This is a genomic window from Paenibacillus sp. EB106-04-04-XG159 (assembly GCF_058791835.1).
Map to the genome: position 1 here is coordinate 54,242 of NZ_JBYTDY010000005.1, position 20,327 is coordinate 74,568.

At 48.3% G+C, this 20,327-nt stretch carries 17 protein-coding genes and 1 pseudogene; 6 read left to right on the forward strand and 12 right to left on the reverse strand.

All coding sequences use genetic code 11. The features are described 5' to 3' along the window. Nucleotides 1-2: 2 nt before the first annotated feature. Together AC3WTP_RS07725 and AC3WTP_RS07730 are read right to left on the reverse strand one after the other, a co-directional pair. Nucleotides 3-794, reverse strand: a complete 792-nt coding sequence (locus tag AC3WTP_RS07725; RefSeq protein WP_492394020.1) for an ABC transporter permease — start codon at nucleotides 792-794, stop codon at nucleotides 3-5. Then, nucleotides 791-1,846 (reverse strand): ABC transporter ATP-binding protein, encoded by a 1,056-nt coding sequence (locus AC3WTP_RS07730; RefSeq protein ID WP_492394021.1) that lies wholly within the window; start codon nucleotides 1,844-1,846, stop codon nucleotides 791-793. Before AC3WTP_RS07730 ends, AC3WTP_RS07725 begins: the two co-directional genes overlap by 4 nt. A gap of 341 nt (nucleotides 1,847-2,187) precedes the next feature. On the opposite strand from AC3WTP_RS07730, the gene AC3WTP_RS07735 reads away from it, so the two are divergent. Then, nucleotides 2,188-3,219 carry an LCP family protein gene (locus AC3WTP_RS07735; RefSeq protein WP_492394022.1) on the forward strand — a complete coding sequence of 344 codons (1,032 nt, stop codon included), beginning with the start codon at nucleotides 2,188-2,190 and terminating at the stop codon, nucleotides 3,217-3,219. Nucleotides 3,220-3,260: 41 nt separating this feature from the next. Then, nucleotides 3,261-4,586, forward strand: a complete 1,326-nt coding sequence (locus AC3WTP_RS07740) for a glutamate-1-semialdehyde 2,1-aminomutase (protein ID WP_492394023.1) — start codon at nucleotides 3,261-3,263, stop codon at nucleotides 4,584-4,586. A 644-nt stretch (nucleotides 4,587-5,230) separates the two neighbouring features. Here AC3WTP_RS07740 and AC3WTP_RS07745 read toward each other — a convergent pair. Both AC3WTP_RS07745 and AC3WTP_RS07750 read right to left on the reverse strand, forming a co-directional pair. Then, nucleotides 5,231-6,970 (reverse strand): ABC transporter ATP-binding protein, encoded by a 1,740-nt coding sequence (locus AC3WTP_RS07745; protein WP_492394189.1) that lies wholly within the window; start codon nucleotides 6,968-6,970, stop codon nucleotides 5,231-5,233. Nucleotides 6,971-7,118: 148 nt separating this feature from the next. Continuing rightward, on the reverse strand, nucleotides 7,119-8,861 hold the full coding sequence (locus AC3WTP_RS07750) for an ABC transporter ATP-binding protein (RefSeq protein ID WP_492394024.1): 1,743 nt from the start codon (nucleotides 8,859-8,861) through the stop codon (nucleotides 7,119-7,121). Nucleotides 8,862-9,113: 252 nt separating this feature from the next. On the opposite strand from AC3WTP_RS07750, the gene AC3WTP_RS07755 reads away from it, so the two are divergent. Then, complete coding sequence (locus tag AC3WTP_RS07755; RefSeq protein ID WP_492394025.1) at nucleotides 9,114-9,800, forward strand: hypothetical protein; 687 nt, start codon at nucleotides 9,114-9,116, stop codon at nucleotides 9,798-9,800. Nucleotides 9,801-10,174: 374 nt separating this feature from the next. Here AC3WTP_RS07755 and AC3WTP_RS07760 read toward each other — a convergent pair whose 3' ends face one another. From AC3WTP_RS07760 to AC3WTP_RS07770, 3 genes are all read right to left on the reverse strand, one after another. Beyond that, nucleotides 10,175-11,098: an NAD-dependent epimerase/dehydratase family protein gene (locus tag AC3WTP_RS07760; RefSeq protein WP_492394026.1), complete on the reverse strand. Its 924-nt coding sequence runs from the start codon at nucleotides 11,096-11,098 to the stop codon at nucleotides 10,175-10,177. Beyond that, nucleotides 11,095-11,556, reverse strand: coding sequence for a hypothetical protein (locus AC3WTP_RS07765; protein ID WP_492394027.1), 462 nt, complete (start codon nucleotides 11,554-11,556; stop codon nucleotides 11,095-11,097). Before AC3WTP_RS07765 ends, AC3WTP_RS07760 begins: the two co-directional genes overlap by 4 nt. Nucleotides 11,557-11,691: 135 nt before the next feature. Next, on the reverse strand, nucleotides 11,692-12,915 hold the full coding sequence (locus AC3WTP_RS07770; protein WP_492394028.1) for a glycosyltransferase family 4 protein: 1,224 nt from the start codon (nucleotides 12,913-12,915) through the stop codon (nucleotides 11,692-11,694). A gap of 231 nt (nucleotides 12,916-13,146) precedes the next feature. On the opposite strand from AC3WTP_RS07770, the gene AC3WTP_RS07775 reads away from it, so the two are divergent. From AC3WTP_RS07775 to AC3WTP_RS07785, 3 genes and pseudogenes are all read left to right on the forward strand, one after another. After that, nucleotides 13,147-13,770: a DUF1796 family putative cysteine peptidase gene (locus AC3WTP_RS07775; protein ID WP_492394029.1), complete on the forward strand. Its 624-nt coding sequence runs from the start codon at nucleotides 13,147-13,149 to the stop codon at nucleotides 13,768-13,770. 17 nt (nucleotides 13,771-13,787) lie between these two features. Further along, complete coding sequence (locus tag AC3WTP_RS07780; protein WP_492394030.1) at nucleotides 13,788-14,774, forward strand: polysaccharide biosynthesis protein; 987 nt, start codon at nucleotides 13,788-13,790, stop codon at nucleotides 14,772-14,774. Between the two features lie 110 nt (nucleotides 14,775-14,884). Beyond that, nucleotides 14,885-15,007: pseudogene (locus tag AC3WTP_RS07785) on the forward strand (transposase); the annotation flags it as partial. A 58-nt stretch (nucleotides 15,008-15,065) separates the two neighbouring features. On the opposite strand, the gene AC3WTP_RS07790 reads toward AC3WTP_RS07785, so the two are convergent. From AC3WTP_RS07790 to AC3WTP_RS07810, 5 genes are all read right to left on the reverse strand, one after another. Further along, entirely contained in the window at nucleotides 15,066-16,520 is a 1,455-nt protein-coding gene (locus tag AC3WTP_RS07790; protein WP_492394031.1) for a PTS transporter subunit EIIC, read from the reverse strand. A gap of 152 nt (nucleotides 16,521-16,672) precedes the next feature. Beyond that, on the reverse strand, nucleotides 16,673-17,527 hold the full coding sequence (gene glcT / locus AC3WTP_RS07795; protein ID WP_492394032.1) for a glucose PTS transporter transcription antiterminator GlcT: 855 nt from the start codon (nucleotides 17,525-17,527) through the stop codon (nucleotides 16,673-16,675). Nucleotides 17,528-17,625: 98 nt separating this feature from the next. Beyond that, complete coding sequence (ptsP, locus tag AC3WTP_RS07800) at nucleotides 17,626-19,365, reverse strand: phosphoenolpyruvate--protein phosphotransferase (protein ID WP_492394033.1); 1,740 nt, start codon at nucleotides 19,363-19,365, stop codon at nucleotides 17,626-17,628. 47 nt (nucleotides 19,366-19,412) lie between these two features. Continuing rightward, nucleotides 19,413-19,673 (reverse strand): HPr family phosphocarrier protein, encoded by a 261-nt coding sequence (locus AC3WTP_RS07805; protein ID WP_458570464.1) that lies wholly within the window; start codon nucleotides 19,671-19,673, stop codon nucleotides 19,413-19,415. Between the two features lie 52 nt (nucleotides 19,674-19,725). After that, nucleotides 19,726-20,208 (reverse strand): PTS sugar transporter subunit IIA, encoded by a 483-nt coding sequence (locus tag AC3WTP_RS07810; protein ID WP_492394034.1) that lies wholly within the window; start codon nucleotides 20,206-20,208, stop codon nucleotides 19,726-19,728. Nucleotides 20,209-20,327 lie beyond the last annotated feature (119 nt).

A 20,327-nucleotide genomic window follows, 5' to 3' on the forward strand; every position in this document is an offset into this window, starting at 1 on the left:
TCTCATCCTCCTTGTACGAACAGCCGGTGACGCGCGGAACGCCACAGCAGCAGAATCGGGATAATGAGGATCGCAAACCATACTAGCTGCACAGCCAGAACACCCGGAATGTCACTATCTGCAACACGTCCAGTAAATACGGAGCTCGGCAGATAGGTGATCGCTTGAAACGGCAGCCATTCATTCAACGTAATGAGCCAGCCTGGGAAGAAGGAGATCGGTATGATGACACCAGAAAATAAATCCACGATCACCCGCTTCATCCGCATCATGCCCTCGTTGTTCTCCATGAAAAAGGCGCTCAAGCCTGTAATAATGTTGATCTGCGTATTAATGAGAAAGCTCATAAACAGCATCCAAGCAAATATAAGCCACAGCTTCGGATCCGTCGGCAGCTGCACAGGAAACAGAATGCAGGCGATAATAAGCCCCGGTGTCATGAATAGGATGAGCCGGAACGCCCCTTCGCCGAATCCCTGCATCAGCTTCACGACCAAGTAGTTATAAGGCCGAATAAACTGAATCGCAACACTGCCGTCGCGAATCTCATTCGCAATCTCACGATCCAAGTTGTTAAAATAAAAGGCGCGCGCCATCCACGATACCGCGATGTAGGTGGTCATCTGATCAGCAGTGAATCCTGCAATCTCTCCTTGTCCGCCGTAGATCGCCTGCCATGTGAAGTAGTAGACGCCGATATTCAAGGTATAGATTAAGATGCCGGAATAATAATTGATGCGATAAGCCAGCATCATCAGGAAACGAATGCGTATCAACTCAACATAAGCGCTCATCGAACAAGCGCCTCTTCTTTCTCGGCCGTTTTTATGAGCGGTACTGCCTTGGCATCCGCTGATCCCGTCTTGTAGATCTCCCGCACAATCTCGTCCGTATTCGTCTCATGCAGGCTAAGATCACGAATTGCGGTTTGACCTACGACCAGCCCGATGATGTCGGATACGTTGCCGCCAGTGGCCACGAACGCGCTGGCCTCCAGCGCCGAGGCTTGCTCCCATTGGACAGGCAGGCCTGCCGTCATCGCCTGCAGCCGTGCGATCTGAACCTGCTCCGCGAATTGGAAGCGAATCTCGCGCCCCTTGCCCCAGGTCGATTTCAGATGATCTAGGCCGCCGTCATAGATGATGTTGCCGTCATCCAGCATAATAACTCGTGAGCAGAGCGCTTCAATATCCTGCAGATCGTGCGTGGTCAGCAGAATCGTTGTCCCATGCTCTCGGTTCAGTTGATGGAGAAATTCTCGAATCTCCGTCTTCACGACAATATCGAGACCAATCGTTGGCTCATCGAGAAACAGCACCTTCGGCTGATGCAGCAGAGATGCCACGAGCTCGCAGCGCATCCGCTGACCCAAGCTCAGCTTCCGCACGGGTCGATTCAACAGCTCCTGCAGCTGCATGCGCTCAACCAGCTCATCTAGTCTGCGCTTGAAGTCATTTTCCGGAACACGATATACTTTGCGCAGCAGTCGAAATGATTCAATCACGCCGATATCCCACCACAGTTGGCTGCGTTGTCCGAATACGACGCCGATATGCTTCACGAACGCCTCGCGCTCTTGGAACGGCACATATCCTTGAACCTGCAGCTTACCCGCTGTTGGAACGAGTATGCCTGTCAGCATCTTGATCGTTGTCGATTTGCCAGCGCCATTCTCGCCAATATAGCCGCATATCTCGCCTTCTGGAATCGTGAACGAGATATCTTTAACTGCCGTTACTTCGTTATATTCACGCTTGAACAGATCCTTCAGCGCGCCGCTCAGACCTTCACGATTGCGCTGTACGCGAAACGTCTTGCGCAGCTTGTCTACTTCTATAGCATTCATGATCTTGTTACTTCCCCTCTTCCTATCAGTCAAGTTCCATTGATGCGCTAATCATGCTGCATATCAGCTCATTATGGGAACAAATAAGATAGTATCACATTTTTTAACTAAATGACCTCCGTTTATCAACAACAGACCATAACTTATTTTGTCACATCTGCTTCATTTCTAAGTTTGTAGTCATGAATTGCTTCAACAAACGGTAAATTTTATAATATAGTGAGACAACTTGGATATTGCACGGACATGCTTAAGCATACTCAGGCACAAGTGAGTCGGAACGAAACACACCAAGACCACTCCCCTCTGCTCTCCGACTGCCGAAAGGACGGAAATCATAAATGAAATGGTTCATGTGGATGAGGAAAAAATGGAAGGTAATCGTGCTAACTCTCACACTTCTCGTCGTAGGCGGAGCAGGCGCCTATACTTGGTGGCTGTATGACAGTCTGAACAGCTTGAACAAAGGCGATAAATCGCCCGTGATCACCAAAGTGTATGAACGTGAAAATGTTTCTGCGACTGCACCTGCTGTACCTGAACCCCCCGAGCCGCCAAAATGGGAAGGTACGGAACGAGTCAACATCTTGCTGTTGGGTGCCGATGTACGCGGACTAAAGGCGAATGAGTCGCCGAGGACGGACACGATGATGATCGCCTCCATCGATCCGAAGACGAAGAAAGCGACACTGATGTCGATTCTTCGAGATACCTATCTAACGATTCCGGAGTACGGTAATGATCGCGCCAATGCGGCGTATTCTTATGGTGGACACAAGCTTGCAATGCAAACCCTTAGCAATTGGACTGGACTCGACATTCAATATTATGTTTACACTGACTTTCAAGGCTTTATCAAGCTGATCGACGCGCTCGGCGGCATTGAATTCGAAGTCGAGAAAGATATGCATTACACCTCGAAGGCGGACGGCAAGGAGTATGATATTAATCTGAAGAAAGGCCTTCAAAAGTTAAACGGTGAAAGCGCGCTTCAGTATGTTCGTTTTCGGTATGACGCGCTGTCAGACTACAGTCGGACGAAACGGCAACGAGACCTGCTGACCGCTGTCGCGCAAGAGATGAAATCGACATGGTCCATTATTCAGCTGCCGTATCTAATTAATCAAATATCTCCATATGTGGACACGAACCTCACAGTTGATGATATGATTAAGCTTGGCGCATTAGGTTTAGGCGTCAGCATGGGGGAGAACTTGCAGCTCCCGCCTTCCAATCTGCTGCAGGAAACTCGGGTTCATGACGCTGATGTTCTGAAGGTCAGCGATCTGGATGCGATGCAAGCCTATATTCGCGATGCGCTGGAAGCGAAGCAGGCGCCTGCCAGCATGGCAGACTCTGCTCCGACACCGTGATCTGATCACATTGTAAACAACATGAAGGAGATGGAATACCAATGACTATGCAACCACGGACACGTTCCGCTCAGCTCTATGAAGAAGCGCTGGAACATATCGTAGGAGGTGTGAACAGCCCCTCCCGTTCTTTTAAGGCAGTGGGCGGCGGAGCGCCAGTATTTATGGAGCGCGCGCAAGGAGCGCACTTCTGGGATGTGGACGGCAATACATATATTGATTACTTAGCTGCATATGGTCCGATCATTACGGGACATGCGCATCCTCATATTACGAAAGCAATCACACATGCTGCCGAGACAGGCACGTTGTACGGAACGCCGACTGAGCTCGAGATCAAGCTTGCTCGGATGCTCAAGGAAGCGATCCCTTCCTTGGACAAGGTTCGCTTCGTCAATTCCGGCACGGAAGCGGTCATGACGACGATTCGCGTAGCCCGCGCCTACACGAAGCGCAACAAGATCATTAAGTTCGCCGGCTGTTATCACGGCCACTCGGACCTGGTGCTCGTGGCCGCTGGCTCTGGCCCGTCCACGCTCGGCATTCCGGACAGCGCCGGCATTCCGACCAGCATCGCGAACGAGGTCATCACGGTTCCGTTCAATGACCTCGACAGCCTGAAGGAGGCGCTCGTGCGCTGGGGCGACGATGTCGCCGCTGTGATGGTGGAGCCGATCGTCGGCAACTTCGGCATGGTTATGCCGCATGAAGGCTACCTTGAAGGGCTGTGCCGTCTGGCACGCGAACATGGCGCCCTCGTCATCTATGACGAGGTCATCAGCGCCTTCCGCTTCCATTACGGCTCCAGCCAGACGTACCGCGCCTTCAAGGACCATGCCGCTATCGAGCCGGACTTGACCGCGCTCGGCAAGATCATCGGCGGCGGACTGCCGATCGGCGCTTACGGCGGCCGCAAGGAGGTCATGGAGCAGGTTGCGCCGCTCGGCCCTGCCTATCAGGCAGGTACGATGGCTGGCAACCCGGCCTCGATCGCAGCGGGCATCGCCTGCCTCGAGGTGCTGCAGGCTGAAGGCGCCTATGAGCGCATGGAAGAGCTGGCGATCCGCTTGACGGACGGCATCCAAGCGGGCGCTGACAAGTACAGCATCCCGCTGACGATCAACCGCATCCGCGGCTCGTTCTCCACTCATTTCTGCGACCATCCGCTCACCAACTATGAGGAAGCGCAGGATACGAGCAGCGAGCAGTTCGCGGCATTCTTCCGCCACATGCTGGACCAAGGAATCTGCCTAGCGCCATCGAAGTATGAGGCTTGGTTCCTGACGACCGAGCATACACTCGAAGATATCGACCGCACAATTGAAGCGGCGCATGAGAGCTTCCGCCGCATGGCGCAAGAAGCATAATTTTAAACGCCCGCCCTCCTATCCGCTAACATGAAGCGGCCGGAAGGCGGGCGTTTGTTCTTTCTGCGCGCAGTGGTTCCGGACACACGAGCCGCTATTTCCTGCAAACACCGCAATTTCGCCCTCCTTCCGGACCGTGGTTCCGTTATTTGCACCAAATCAGCAGCAATCTGCCCGTTTTGATGCAAATAACGGCTTCTGGGTCCGCCAAGCCCTAATAAAGGCCGCTTTTTTCATAAATAGCGGCCGCTGTGTCCACTTCAACTTCCGCCGCATGGCAAACGCTCGCCCCCCTATCCGCTAACACGAAGCGGCTGGTGGGCGGGCGTTTGTTCTTTCTGCGCGCAGCAGTTGCGGACACACGAGCCGTTATTTCGTGCAAACACTGCAATATCGCGCTCTATCCGGACCGTGGTTCCGTTATTTGCACCTAAACAGCAGCAAACAGCCCATTTTGAAGCAAATAACGGCTTCTGTGTCCGCTAAGCCCTAATAAAGGCCGCTTTTTTCATAAATAGCGGCTCCTGTGTCCACATAAGCGGATGGAATCACCCATCCGATTCAAACGCCAACAAACTTAGGGCATCCCCCTGATCCCATGGATCAAGTGAGATGCCCTTTACTTGTAACTCTACGCTCTACATTTACATTTGCTCCGCGATACGATCTAATCTAGCATGGTTTACCAACTCAGCATAATATCCGCCTTGACCCAGCAGCGTCTCATGTGAGCCTTCCTCGACGACTTTGCCCTCCTGCATCACGATGATTCGATCAGCATGCTGTATCGTTGACAGACGATGCGCAATCACGAGCGTCGTTCGCCCTTCCGATACGACATTCAGCGCCTGCTGGATCAACTGCTCGGTATGCGAGTCCAGATGAGCCGTGGCCTCATCGAGGATCAGAATCCGCGGCTGGAAGACCAGAATGCGCGCGAACGAGATTAACTGCCGCTCACCCGCTGACAACCCGCTGCCCCGCTCGGATAGACGCGTATCATACCCCTGCTTCAATCGCTTAATCATGCTGTGCGCGCCAACCGCTTTGCAGGCCCATATCACCTTTTCCGGTGATACATCTTCTTGGAACAAGCGCACGTTATCGATGATCGTCCCCGAATAGAGGAATGGATCCTGCTGTACAAGTCCGACGATATGGTGCAGCGTCTCCTGCGGCAGGCTGCGGATATCGACGCCGTCGATCTGCACGTTTCCGCGCTTCACATCATAGAATCGCGCCAGCAGGTTAACGAGCGAGCTCTTGCCCGCGCCCGTCGTGCCGACGATGCCGACGAATTCGCCGGGACGAATGTGCAGATCCAGATCAAACAGCACATCTCGATTATCAATGTATGCGAATCGAATGTGGTTAAAGTCTACGCGGCCCTGCACCTCCTCAGCGCTCAAGGCGGCGGCCGCTTCCGGCGCAGGATCCTGCACCTCAGGCTGGATGCGGAATATTCGCCAGAGGCGGTCCATCGATACCGTCGTCGACTGCAGCGTGTTCCACTGCTGGGTGATCTGGTTAATCGGTTGAAAGAATTGGCGAATATAATTGATGAAGGCATAGAGTACGCCGAATTCCAACGATTTGCCCAACACGGCGAAGCCGCCCATCCATACGATAAACGCCACTGAGACGTTGCCTAGAATATCAAATGAACGGTTAAACAGGATGCTCGTGCGCACCTCGCGCAGATTCTCCTTTAAGTAGCGTTTATTTTGCGTGATGAATCGATCGGTCTGATCCTGTTCTTGATGGAAGGCTTGAATCAGGCTCATGCCAGCCAAGTTCTCAGCTATAAACGCGATCAAGCGCGATAGCTCGCCGCGCGAACGCTGGTACGCGGATCGGAGCAGCTTGCGGAAGCCAATGGCGATGCCGAATATGATCGGGAACAGCAGCAGGCAGTATGCCGCCAGCTCGGCGTCCAACGAGAACATAAACGCCACGACGAGTATAAGCATCAACCCATCGCGCACGAGACTTAGCAGCACCTGCGTGAAGAATTGGTTGATCGTTTCCGTGTCGCTCGACACGTTTGTCACCAGACTGCCGCTCGACATGCGGTCGAAGAACGACATCGACTGCCGGGATATGTGGCGGAACAGATCCTTGCGAAGCTGTCCGACAATGCTCTGCCCGACCTTCTGAAGCAGGTTCGCCTGAATATAGGAGAAGATAAAGCTGAGCCCGGCAAGCAGCAGATACGCTCCGCCAATCAGCAGCAGCGTCTTAACGCCATGATCTCCAGTCAGTACATTATCATCAATCGCTATCTTAACTAAATAAGGCTGGAGCAGGTCTGCACTTATCGCGAAGAAGGTGCACACAAATACGAATGAGAAAGAACGGCGATGCGGCTTAGCGTATGAAAGCATGGTCCGAAACGCTTGCTTGCGATCTTCCTTGGATACTTCGTAAGCATTGGCTGATCTGGAATCTTTGGCTCCGCTGCCGCCAGCATGAATACCATCAGTCCTACCCGCACGATTGCCACCGTGATTGCCACCGTGATTGCCACCGTGATTACCCGATGTTGCCGACATTCTGCATCCCCTCCTCCTGTATCGCATAGAGCGATGCATAGTATCCGCTTTGCTGCAGCAGCTGCTCATGTGTGCCGCGCTCGATGATTTCGCCTTCTTCCAGCACGATAATTTCGTCTGCGTGGCGAACCGCGCTGATTCGATGCGCGATCACGATATTTGTCATCCCCTGCCTTGCTCGCTGCAGATTCGTTAAGATGTTCGTCTCCGTAACGACGTCCACTGCGCTCACACTGTCGTCCAGAATGAGCAGCGGGGACTCCTTAATTAGCCCGCGCGCAAGACTAGTGCGCTGGCGCTGGCCACCGGACAGCGTTAAGCCGCGTTCCCCCAGCTTCGTTGCATATTGCTCAGGAAATCCTTCGATGTTCTGATAGATCTCAGCCAGCTTCGCCGCAGACTTCACCGAATCCTCATCTACACTGCGATCGTAGAAGGCGATGTTATCGCGAATCGTGGTGCTGAACAGAAAGCCATCCTGCGGTACATACCCCACCTGAGTCCGCAGGCTCTCCAGCGTCAGATCGCGAATGTCATGCCCGCCGATCCACACCGTCTCTTCCGGCGGATCATATATGCGCAGCAGCAGCTTGACGAGTGTTGTCTTCCCGCTGCCAGTGCGTCCTACGATGCCAAGCGTACTCCCAGGCTCCACCCGAATATCAATATTCCGCAGTGAAGGTACATCCGTATCAGGATAGGTAAATGATAAGTTGCGTATCTCTAATGCGACCGGCGTACTCGGCATCGGCAATGGATGCTCGCTCTCCCGAATATCCGGCTCTTCCGCCAGCAATCGATTCAGACGATCAAGCGAGGCACGCGAGCGAAGAATCATATTGATCACGTTGCCAATCTGCTGCAGCGGGGTAATAATCATGCGCAGGTACAGCGTTAATGTAACGAAGTTGCCAAGTGTAAGCTGACCTTGAATCGCTTGCAAGCCGCCGTATGTTATGGCGATAACGAGCGACATCGCGCCCGCAAACGGAATCAGCGTCTGAAACATCGAGGTCATACGGACTAATCTCAATTGATTGTCGCGAATCTGATCAACTGTGGCTCCGAACCGTTCTTCTGCAGTATGTTCGACAGCGAATGTTTTCGTGACCTTAATACCGCCAAACTGCTCCTCTGCCGATTCCGTCATCGATGCCAGTGAATCCTGTACCGCTCGTGAACGAATTCGAATCCGAGGGCCAAAGTAGATCACGAAGAAAGGGATCAACAGCAGCGGAAGCGCGCATACAACCATCACATGCAGAGGAATGTCGCTTAACGACATCATGACCAGCACGGATACTAGCAGGAAAGAGGCGTTGGTCGTCTGGTTAATGCCATTTGCGATCGATTCACGCACCGAGGACACATCATTCATAAAATAGCTGAGGAGCTTGCCGACACCATTTTTCGAATAAAAATGTTCACTAAGACTCGTGAAGTGGCGAAACAGACGCTCACGAATGTTGAACTCAAACTTCCGTCCTAAACGATGGTTCACGTATTGCCCAATTCCGAACAGCACTCCGTATCCCACTCCGATTGCAAGCAACCACAAGCTGTAACGTACCACGCTCGCGCGAGTCAGCTCCTGCCGTTGCAGTTCATCCGTGAACTGTCCAAGCAGACTGGGATAGATCGCGTAAATCATGTTGGCCAATGCCATCGAACCGATTGCTGTGAGATACAAAGGCCAATGCTTCGTAATATGACGAACTAGCATAAAGTCGCATGCCTCCTCTCGGGACCAATATGATAACAATTAGATATTAGTACAAATGCCAATTAGGTTAAATTGATTTCCTCCTTTTCCTGATCTAACCATTTCAATGGGCACTATGAGTAGTTGTAATATTATAGCAAATCAATCGAGCTCATACAGTAACTTTTTAACATTATTTGCGTTATGTAAAGAGACAGAAGTAATTCAGGCATATTCCCATCGGTAGATAATATGAACTGGAGGATTTAGCAGATGAAGCCATTGCTCATACTCATAATCATCACAGGAATAATTATTACGGGGTGCAGTTCTTCTGATTCATCAGCCAAGACTCATGAAGTCACCGACGTGATAGATACCGCAATTATAAGAGGCGACTCCGAACAGTCGAAAGAAGCTATAGTAGTGCATAAGGAAATGGAAAGAACAACCGTCGACATGGAAACCATCTTAAACGTCGTTCATCTGACCGCTCCGCAGAAGCTGAAGAGCGACCATCTCAACGATCCTTTATCGATGTATGCCTGGTTCTTGGACGTTGAGGAGTGGATGAATTCGCTGCTGCGATATTTGGACGGCACCGTCATCGAGGAACGCGAGAAGCAGTTGTTTCTTGAAGCTGTGCAGGACTACTACAGTGTGAAGCATTCGGAAGAGATCTTTAGCCGCTATTATCGTTCTAATGAGGACGGCACGTATATGTATTTACCTCAAGATGCGTATGGCCATCTCCATTCAACGATGCGCGACTTACAAGTAGACATCCATAAGGGTGATGGAACCATTGAATATGAGATTCACGGCATATCCCCCGAAATGTTCTACAGCAATACGAATGACGGTAAGATTCAAGTGGAACTCTTTGACACTCCGATCTATGAGCGAATAACCCTTCTTACCGATCAGTTAGTCATCAATTCAGCGTCCAATATGAAGTAATGATATTGTCCATCTCACTCACGGACACACTATCCGTTAATTGAAGTAACAACCACAATAATGGCATGCCTGCGAACCGTAGAGCAGCTACTTACTATAAGCCACTTTACACCCAACAATAGATTGTCTGGAAATATACATTGAGCTCAGGAACGTCCAATTTCATTCGGGCAGCAATTTGTTCAAGAGCCCAAATGGCTTCAAGCTTCTAGGTAATGTACCTTTGCTGCATCTGCACCATACACATTGGATTTCTGATAGCGTTTTCAACTCACGGGCAGTACTGGAATGATGACGTCCTAATTCCTGAGCAATGTCGGATGACTCGCTCCGTACTCCCATCAGACTAAGTCAAGGAAATTGCAACTATTATATTACAAACAAGGTTTGCCACGATACTGGCTATAAGTTTTTAATAATCCTTTCATCATATCCACTTTTGCTTGCCAATTTAACAAACGGTACGCCTTATCGCAATCCAGGCAGCTGTGTATTATATCCCCATCTCTCGCTGACAAGTAATGTGCCCTAATCTCAGAAGTGTGTATCTGTTTAAGCATCGTGACCAGTTCATTGATCGAAATGCTGTTGCCTGTGCTAACATGAATGGTTTCTCCATGACCGAGCTTGATCGCGGCGATATTTGCCTGTACGACATCTTTTACAAACACGAAATCACGCGTTTGACTACCGTCACCATAAATATTTATGGGCAGACCATGTTTGATTTTTTCAATAAAGACCGCTATGACTCCACCTTCTCCTTTTGGCGTTTGTCTTGGGCCGTATACATTGCTATAACGAAGAATAGTGAAAGGAAGTCCTCGTTGAATGCAGGCAAATTGAAGATAAATTTCAGCCGTCCTTTTGGACAAACCGTAGTATGAAATAGGGTTCGCAGGGTCTTCTTCAAAGATCCGCTCCTTTTGCAGGTTTCCGTAAACGCCGCTTGTGGAGGAAAATATCAGTTTTTTTACGGAAGCTTGTTGGCAAGCCTCCAGCACATTTACGGTTCCGATAATATTGACATCCGCATCGTATCGGGGGTCGTCCATCGATTGTTGTACATCCGCTTGTGCGGCAAGGTGGAATACGTAATCTGGTTCTTCTCTGACAATGATATCTATTATCCTATCGCTACGAATATCTTCTTCATAAAGCACAGCTTCCGGATGAAGATAGCTTACTCCCCTGCTTTGCAAATTATCAATCACGAACACGCGATATCCGTCTGCCACAAGCTGTTCTACAAGATGGGACCCGATAAATCCTGCTCCGCCCGTTACAAGAGCTTTCATATTTTTGCTCCTTTTTTAAAATTAATTAGGACATCCATCGTTGCAAGATCTGGTATGCAATACCCTTCAGGTACATTGGTTGCGATCGGTTCCCAAACCTTGCTATCCACTATAATCTCGCGTGCGGCTATTTTGGATGAGAACAAATGGCTATAATGCTGTGCAGTCATGGGCTTCATGATCTGAACCGAGTTGGGATCTGGGATCATGTAACCCTCCGGCAGCACAGTCTTGATATGCTCCCATACTGAACCGTCAACGAATACTCCTCGCACTGGCAAAGTATTAGAAAATAAACTACTGTAATAATCGCCTGTCATTAGAAGCAGAACGTCAAGTAATGCCGGATCAGGCAAGGAAAAGTCCGCAGGCAGCCTTGAAACGGTGGTGTTCCAGACTCTACTGTCTACCAAAACATCCATGTAGGGCGACGGCGATAGAAACATGGAGTTATACATTTGCATCAGCCTCATAGGATTTCTTTCTCTTCACAATAGATTCATACCGCTGCTTCACTATAACCCAACATGGCATCGAGATTAATTTCCAATACTGACTTCGTATCCAGCGTTTCATGGAAGCCGACAGTCTTTTCATTCACACCATCCCTGTCTTCTTTTTTCGATTGCTTTTTTATAAACCCTGAGCATGTTATCCGTCATTGCATCCATGGACCAATGCTTCATTCCCCAGTTCTGCGCTTTTTTGCCCAACTTCATGCGGTATCTTTCATTTTCAAGCAATTTGTCCAATTTACGGGTTAATGCATCAATATCTCCTACCGGACAAAGAACACCTGTTACGTCGTGCTCAACCATCTCCGGTAAGCCCGCCACATTGCTCACAACACACGCCTTCCCTGCGATTTGGGCCTCAATTAAAGACACGGACTGATTTTCAGTGAGACTTGGCAGTACAAATATATCGGCCAAACGCAGCAAAGCTGGGACATCATCCCTCTTTCCCAAGAACTGAACCCGTTTCTCCAAACTTAACGTTTTTCTTTGCTTCAACAGCTCCTCCTTTTTCTCCCCTTCGCCCACAATCCAACAAACCCAATCTTTGCGCTTCTCTTTTAATTTGCCAAGGGCGGACAAAAGGTGATGGATGCCTTTAAGTTCTACCAGCCGACCTGTAAAAATAATGACTTTTTTATCGGAAGGGCGCTGGACGTCTGTCTTCACCATTATTTGTTTAGAAAAATTGTCAACATCAAAACCATAAGGAAACACTTGTAGCTGCTCGTGAGGTACATTAAATTCAGAGGTCAAAATTCCCTTCAACCATTGATTGGCCACATGAGTCATTTCGGTTGAGGTAGCACCTATATGTTCGATCGCATCATAGTAGGAATGGGCTACAAAATCGGTCGGGTGCTTTATGCTCCGAATTTCTTGAGCGACACAGCCATGCAAAGTGGCTACAAGCGCAGTGTTCCGCTGGCGAATCCTGGCCATCGCCGTGGTGGAAATGACATCCTGCGTATGAATGATATCATAGCCACTTACATTGAAATACGCAGAAGCAAGCTCAAACATATATCTCTGGAATTCTGCGTAATGGACGAGCGGGTTCGCATGCAGTACAGGATACGAGGCTAAATCCAGCTTGGCTTTCAGCAGCGGAAGCAGCTTGTCTTTGGAAATCCTTCGGTCTGGATTGATCATATGAATAAATGAGTTTGTACTATCGTTCCCATTACCGAGAAGATCAACTTCATGCCCCAACGCTTGCATCCTATTTCTAAGCTGAAGCATAAAAGGCCATACCCCACCTACGTGTGGGACGGGCCAGTAAGTGGCAAGCAAGATTTTCATTGTGTGTTTCTCTTCCTTTCTAAATAAAAATTATTACCTCGTTAATATATTAATCACGCAATGGACATGTTCGGGCGAAGACATTAATTAACAAACACAATCATTTTGTGAAAATCCGAATCAAATAGAAATTAGCAATAATAGAAAGAAGGAGTAGTATGTTACGTTCCGATCAAGTAAGAAACTAGCGGAAAGAATGACCGATTTTTTAACAAAGGAGGTATCGCAGCTATGAGACTTGCGGACTTAAAAGGGGATTACGACGGCATTTTCAGCCTTGGAGATCTTTGTCTGGCTTCGATTCAGCTACAGAAAAATAACTTAAGGCCTTATAGCGGAGTATTAGATTGGATGGGTTCACCGCAGCTTTCGGATGTAAACCGTTTGCTGATGAATCGTTTTGAAGGATTTATGGAGCTTCAGAATTTGAGGGTGGTGGGTGATGCTACTGAGGAAATGCTGCTTGTATCGGATGATGTGTATCATATACTCTCCAACCACGATTTTTCCAAAAAGCAAAATACCTATACCCACTTAGAGACTTATCCCGAAGTCAAACAAAAGTTTGAACGGCGTATCGATCGTTTTTTAGAAAAGGCGAACAGCTGTAAACGTATTCTGTTTGTGAGAACGGAAGGGAACTTCCAAGATGCGTATGATCTACAGATGGTGTTAAGCGGGCTTGTACAACACGATTTTGCCATTCTTTTGGTCAACCACGCCCCCGTTGGAGAAATTTATGAGCTAAATTGGCCGCTTGATAAAGTATGTGCCATACAGCTTCCTAATCAAGAGAAATGGGAAGGCAATAATCATTTGTGGAAGATACTGCTTGACGGAATTCGACATATATAAATGGACGGAGGGGTTCCATGTTTTCGCAATCCAATATTTTGGTAACCGGAGGAACTGGCTCATTAGGGTATGAGCTTGTTCGGCAGTTGTTATCATTTAATCCGAATAAAATCATCGTGTACACAAGGAACGAATCGGCACAGGTTGCTATGAAAAGTGATTTTGATGATGCCAGACTGAGCTTTTGCATCGGAGACATACGGGACGAGAAGGCACTTACTGAAGCGTTAAAAGGTACCGATTACGTCTTTCATTTGGCAGCGCTAAAGCATGTTCCGGTGTGCGAGGAACAACCAATAGAAGCATTAAAAACTAATGTGCTCGGTACACAGAACGTCATTCAAGCAGCTTTGCAAACTGGCGTAAAAAAAGTCATTAATATGTCGACAGATAAGGCGGCGGATCCGAGCAATTTTTACGGTTTGACCAAAGCAATCGGGGAAAAACTTATGATTTTATCCAACCATGGCAATATAAAAACGAAGTTTATTTGTGTTAGAGGTGGCAACATATTGGGAACAACCGGCAGTGTCCTTAAGGTATTTTTGAAGCAGATTGCGGAAAAGAACCAAGTTGGAGTTACGGATAATCGGATGACTCGCTTTTTCATGACTCAAGTCGAGGTTACAGAACTTCTAATAAAAGCCGCCTTGACAGGCCAAGGAGGCGAAATTTTTGTCATGTCTATGCCTGCCTGCAAAATAGTTGATCTCGCTGAAGTGTTGATCGAAGCCTACAGCAAGAACAAGGTTGAGATTGTCGAGAGCGGCATTCGACCCGGTGAAAAAATCCATGAAATTCTTATTTCTGAATACGAAAGCGGAAACGCTGTCCGGTACGACAAGGATTACATGATCATTATTCCCAATAACTACAACGAAGAAGTAAGGCGTTATTATTCCTTGTTCCCTCCTGTGCAGAAGAAAACGTATCATTCATATGAGAATCTTATGAGTAAAGAAGATATTAAGCAAATGCTTCGTCGCGGTGGGTTTGTTGCTTGAGAAGGATGTGTCAAGAAAGGGAACGGTCAGAACTGAGGAGTAACGGGAAGCGAGTTCCCGATTACTCCATGATTCTTTGTATTTATTCTATGAACACAGCAACTATAGAGTTTCGGCGTTTCCTGCTTCGATCTTTACCAAAGGTAAGTCTGGAGTTCAGGGGATTTCTCTTGCATAACCTGCTTAAGAAAGCATCTACAAACCAAAATAAAAGAATGACGGTTCAGGAATAGCCTCCTACACCGCCATTTATTCATGCTTCACTATTTATCATCTTAAAGCACGCCATGCCTATAGCTTCTTAATCTCTTCCTTCAGAAGCTCAGACTGTGTACCGAATACGATCTGTACGTTGCCTTTGCCAAGCCTCATAACACCTGCGGCGCCGAGAGCTTTCAATCCGGCCTCGTTCACCTTCGACTCGTCATTCAACGTGAGACGCAGGCGGGTGATACAAGCCTCATTGTTGATGATGTTATCTTTACCGCCAATCATCTCCAACACTTTGACGGCTTTCTCATGCAGTGAACTGCTCGTAGAATCACTTCCTTCTTCACCAGCAACTGCTTCATCCTCATCGTCCTCGCGACCAGGGGTCTTCAGATCCATCTTCACGATCAGGAAGCGGAACAAGAAGTAATACACGATGAAGTACACGATCCCGATTGGAATGATCAGCAGCGGTTTCGTCGCATCCGGATAACTGAGCGCGTAGTCGATAAAGCCGGCAGAGAATCCGAAACCGATCTTAATACCGAGAAGCGCTGTAATTACACCGGACAAGCCTGATAAAATGGCATGCACAACATACAGCATAGGCGCTGCAAACATAAATGCAAACTCAATAGGTTCCGTAATACCCGTTAAGAACGAGGCAATTGCGGTACCGATAAACAGCGATGCAACGACTTTTCGCTTCGAAGGCTTGGCTGTATGTATAAACGCTAATGCCGCACCCGGCAAAGCGAACATCATAATCGGGAAGAATCCCGTCATGAACAGACCTGCTGTCGGGTCACCGTGGAAGAAGCGTTGAATATCGCCATGCCACACTTGACCAGCAGCATCTGTAAACGATCCAATCTGAAACCATGCAATCGCATTGATAACGTGATGGAGGCCAAATGGAATCAGCAATCGGTTAGCGGTCATAAAGATTCCCGAGCCGATCGCACCCAGACTGGTTATCCAGTTGCCAAAAGTATCGAGGCCTGTTTGAACAGGTCCCCAAACCATCGCGAATGGAATCGCAATGATGATCATCGCTAACGATGTGACAATCGGAACGAAACGCTTGCCACCGAAGAATCCCAGCCAGTCTGGGACCTTGATGTCATGATATTTATTATAGAAATAAGCTCCGACACCACCCGCCAGTATACCGCCGAGAACACCCATATCCAGCTTTATGTCGTCTGGAATAAAGGTGAATGCTTTCGGCGCGTTCGCCAGTACCTCAAGCAGGATACGATGGGCAATAACTGCAGCCAATACTGCAACGGCATCTGTCGCAAAGCCAATTGCAACACCAATTGCAAAGATTAAGGCCAGGTTATTGAATACGGCATTACCGCCTGCCGCTAAGAACGGAGCGACGTACTGGTTTAAGAATCCACCAACTGTGTCACCGAGGTGAAAATCGTTAATATAGTCGATGGCTCCAAAACGGTTTAAAATGGAGGCCGCTGGAAGCGTCGCTACTGGAAGCATTAATGCTCGACCAATTTTTTGTAAGAAGGCTAGCATGACATATTCCTCCTTTGTGTAAGTAAGTTAAGTATGGATAAACTGTGAAAGAATTATTCTATAGCCAGTTATCACCATTACTTTTGGAGGAATGTTTGGTTCATATCATGCAAGCGCTCATGCCTAGTCGAGCTAATAATATCCTTGTCTATTTATACTTCTTTATTAAATAACCGATACAAGTGCATTGAGATATAGGCAATCTCATCCTCAGTGACGTCGGCTTGGAGTGATTGTGACATCAACTCTGCGCATTCGCGGGCGATAGAATATTCTTGGGGCGCCATGTCTTTGAGCTTATCGCGGAATGGATTTCGAGCGTGCTCACCATTTCGAATGCGTTCTATAGCAAACCTTAAGTGAGTAATCAACCTCAAGTAATCTACACTATCCTTCGGAATCACATTGCCCAGATGCCCCTCGATTAAATCAACTAATTCTCGCAGCAAGTGATTATGCTGCACTACATTTCCAACCGATACATGAGAAACAGCAGATTGGATGTGTATGGTCAGGAATCCGATCTCCTCTACTGGCACCTCAATACCGAATGAATCCCCAATCATCTGTGCAGCTTGCGCAGCCAGCTCGTATTCTTTCGGATTAAGCGCTTTCAGTTCCCATAGAAATGGATTCTCGATCGCAATATCGTTTCGCAAACGGTACAGCGCAAATTCGATATGGCTTGGAAGCGCAAGGTGAATATGTTCATTAATATCACCTGTCAGCTGCTCCGTTACGAGCGATATGATACGCTCCGATACGGTGATGACTTCGGGATCGATCTGCTTCAACAAAGCTTGATATTGAGATAGATGCTGTTCGCTTTCCAAAGTGAATTTCTTCTCGATCCGTGGATCTTCATATGCAAGCTTATCTCCTGGCTTAGCTCCGAATCCGATTCCTTTTCCCAAGAGAATCGTCTCTTTACTTGTCAATAAATCGTTCGCCAATACGACATTATTGCTTAATGCTCGTACAACTACCAATCGGCGTTCAGTTGACAATATAAAGCCCCTTTCTACGATATCAGACTTAAATGGAAGGCGTATCCTCCACGCAAGAAACGCCTTCCATCTTGTTTCAGATCTATATTCCTAATGAGCTATATCGACAATTCAGCTACAGCTGGAACACGATCATATACGAGAACCTTAATCTCATCTTCACTCTCGAGCTTCAACGCTTCCTCCATCAACTGCTTCATCTCATCACGGTTCAAACGGCTCATCAGAACACGTGCCGGAAGCACAGAGCTTGCGCTCATGCTGAACTCATCCAACCCCATGCCGAGCAGCAGAGGGATCGCAGTCAAGTTGCCTGCCATCTCGCCGCACATGCCTGCCCACTTGCCTTCCTTATGAGCGGCATCGACTACCATGCGAATCAAGCGGAGAACCGCTGGGTTGAATGGTTGAGTCAAGTAGGACACCTTCTCATTCATGCGGTCAGCAGCCATCGTATACTGCACGAGGTCATTGGTACCGATGGAGAAGAAGTCCGCTTCTTTCGCCAATTGATCAGCTATGATCGCAGCAGCAGGCACTTCGACCATAATACCGACTTCCATGTCTTTATTATAAGCAATGCCTTCTGCGTCCAATTGAGCTTGCGTTTCCTTCAGAATCGCATTAGCTGCACGCAGTTCGCCTAACGTCGAGATCATCGGATACATCAGCTTAATGTTCCCATGAGCACTAGCACGCAGGATGGCGCGAAGCTGCGTCTTAAACAGCTCTTGGCGGTCTAAGCAGAGACGGATGGCGCGATATCCAAGGAACGGATTCATCTCGTTAGGCAGCTCCAGATACGGCAGCTCTTTATCACCGCCGATATCCAATGTGCGGATCACGACCGGCTTGTCTGCGCCCAACGTTTCAACTACCGCTGTGTAGGAGTTGTATTGCTCCTCTTCACTTGGGAAGTTATCGCGACCCATGTACAGGAACTCCGTACGGAACAAGCCTACGCCTTCTGCGCCGTTGTTGCGCGCGCCAAGCGCATCTTCAGGATTGCCGATGTTAGCGACAAGCTCCACCTCGTGACCGTCTGCAGTAACAGTCGGCTTATCCTTATATTGCTTCATCTCTTCACGGCGCTTCTCAAACTTCATTTTCTTCTGTTCATACACCGCGATTGTAGCTTCATCCGGATTGACCAGAATCAAGCCCTTCGAGCCGTCAAGAACGATCATATCGCCTTCTTTGACGCTCTCAGTCCCGACTTTAAGGCCGACAACTGCAGGTATCTCCATGGAACGAGCCATAATAGCCGAGTGAGATGTTCGACCGCCGATGTTCGTTGCGAAGCCTGCTACCTTGCTGCGGTCCAGCTGAGCTGTATCCGAAGGCGTCAGATCGTGCGCGAACAGAACTACAGGCTGCTCGAAATCATTAAGCGACGTCGCCTTCCTGCCGGAAAGTGCGCCCAGTACACGCTTCGTCACGTCACGGAAGTCTGCCGCGCGTTCACGCATATACTCGCTGTCCATACTGCTGAAGATGTCGATCAATTGTTGTGACACTTCTGACAATGCGAACTCCGCATTGATCGATTCCGTACGAATCTTCTCGATGGCTTGCCCGATAAACTCTTCATCCTGGAGCACCAAAATGTGGGTAGCAAAGATCTCGGCATGATGTTCCCCCAACTTAGCGGCGGTATCATCCTTAATCTTCTCTAGCTCCATCATCGCTTGCTCTACAGCATCTTGCAGACGATTTACTTCCGCATCAACTGCATCGGCTTCTATCGTTTGACGCTCCACTTCAGTTGCATGCTCCTGCATAATAAATGCTGGACCAATGGCGTATCCGGACGCTGCTGCTATCCCTTTAAGTTGCATATCGGTTCCTCCACTCTTTCTAATCACCAAGTAATGACAATGTTTTATTAGTCGAGTATGGATTCAAGTACTGCGCCCACTGCTTCAATGGCTTCAGACGCTTGATCGCCTTCAGCGATGACATTTACTGTATCTCCCGATTTCATTCCAAGTGTAAGCACGCCTGTGATGCTCTTCGCGCTTACTTTGCGTCCGTTGAATTCCAAAGAGATTTGAGTCGTTTTAAATTCGTTCGCGCTCTTCATGATCGCCCCGGCTGGACGCGCATGAATACCTTGAGGGTTTTTAATTGTGAATTGTTTTTCCATAATAGCTAGCTCCTTCATATGTTTGTGAATATTTAAATTCGTGAGGACTTCATTATTTCATGATAACTTCCATTAATTCGCCAGAACCCGCTGTGATGGAGCCTTCATGGACTTTCATGCTGGCAACAGCATCGCCATTAGCTACAACAATCGGTGTAATGACAGGCAGGCCTTCAGCCTTGATCATGTCCATATCGAACTCAATCAGCTTGTCGCCTTTCTTGAACTTGTCGCCAGATTTCACATAAGTCTTGAACGGCTTGCCTTGCAACGAAACGGTATTAACCCCGATATGAACAAGCAGCTCTAATCCTGAATCATGACCTAGCACCAAGGAATGACGCGAATCAATGAGATGCACAACATGTCCGTCAAATGGAGCAATAAGCAAGCCTTGATCAGGCTCAACCGCAATACCGTCGCCAATAATCTTCTGTGAAAACGCAGCATCCGGAACCTGCTCAAGCGGCACTACTTTACCCGTCATAGGAGCTGTAATCGAAACTGTTTTCTTTTTCTTACCGAAACCAAACATTAATTATTCCTCCTTATTCATTCTAGTGTCCATAATCTCATTCACGAATGCTAAGCGCCTGTCCGCTAGTTAAGCGGTTTATGTTATTACAGGGAAATGTACAATCAAAAAAGGCATGC

What these genes read in the sequence shown, in the direction of transcription:
- AC3WTP_RS07725 (WP_492394020.1), bottom strand. Translation starts at nt 794, where the DNA reads ATGAGCGCTTATGTTGAGTTGATACGCATTCGTTTCCTGATGATGCTG.
- AC3WTP_RS07730 (WP_492394021.1), bottom strand. Translation starts at nt 1,846, where the DNA reads ATGAATGCTATAGAAGTAGACAAGCTGCGCAAGACGTTTCGCGTACAG.
- AC3WTP_RS07735 (WP_492394022.1), top strand. Translation starts at nt 2,188, where the DNA reads ATGAAATGGTTCATGTGGATGAGGAAAAAATGGAAGGTAATCGTGCTA.
- AC3WTP_RS07740 (WP_492394023.1), top strand. Translation starts at nt 3,261, where the DNA reads ATGACTATGCAACCACGGACACGTTCCGCTCAGCTCTATGAAGAAGCG.
- AC3WTP_RS07745 (WP_492394189.1), bottom strand. Translation starts at nt 6,970, where the DNA reads ATGCTTTCATACGCTAAGCCGCATCGCCGTTCTTTCTCATTCGTATTT.
- AC3WTP_RS07750 (WP_492394024.1), bottom strand. Translation starts at nt 8,861, where the DNA reads ATGCTAGTTCGTCATATTACGAAGCATTGGCCTTTGTATCTCACAGCA.
- AC3WTP_RS07755 (WP_492394025.1), top strand. Translation starts at nt 9,114, where the DNA reads ATGAAGCCATTGCTCATACTCATAATCATCACAGGAATAATTATTACG.
- AC3WTP_RS07760 (WP_492394026.1), bottom strand. Translation starts at nt 11,098, where the DNA reads ATGAAAGCTCTTGTAACGGGCGGAGCAGGATTTATCGGGTCCCATCTT.
- AC3WTP_RS07765 (WP_492394027.1), bottom strand. Translation starts at nt 11,556, where the DNA reads ATGTATAACTCCATGTTTCTATCGCCGTCGCCCTACATGGATGTTTTG.
- AC3WTP_RS07770 (WP_492394028.1), bottom strand. Translation starts at nt 12,915, where the DNA reads ATGAAAATCTTGCTTGCCACTTACTGGCCCGTCCCACACGTAGGTGGG.
- AC3WTP_RS07775 (WP_492394029.1), top strand. Translation starts at nt 13,147, where the DNA reads ATGAGACTTGCGGACTTAAAAGGGGATTACGACGGCATTTTCAGCCTT.
- AC3WTP_RS07780 (WP_492394030.1), top strand. Translation starts at nt 13,788, where the DNA reads ATGTTTTCGCAATCCAATATTTTGGTAACCGGAGGAACTGGCTCATTA.
- AC3WTP_RS07790 (WP_492394031.1), bottom strand. Translation starts at nt 16,520, where the DNA reads ATGCTAGCCTTCTTACAAAAAATTGGTCGAGCATTAATGCTTCCAGTA.
- ptsP (WP_492394033.1), bottom strand. Translation starts at nt 19,365, where the DNA reads ATGCAACTTAAAGGGATAGCAGCAGCGTCCGGATACGCCATTGGTCCA.
- AC3WTP_RS07805 (WP_458570464.1), bottom strand. Translation starts at nt 19,673, where the DNA reads ATGGAAAAACAATTCACAATTAAAAACCCTCAAGGTATTCATGCGCGT.
- AC3WTP_RS07810 (WP_492394034.1), bottom strand. Translation starts at nt 20,208, where the DNA reads ATGTTTGGTTTCGGTAAGAAAAAGAAAACAGTTTCGATTACAGCTCCT.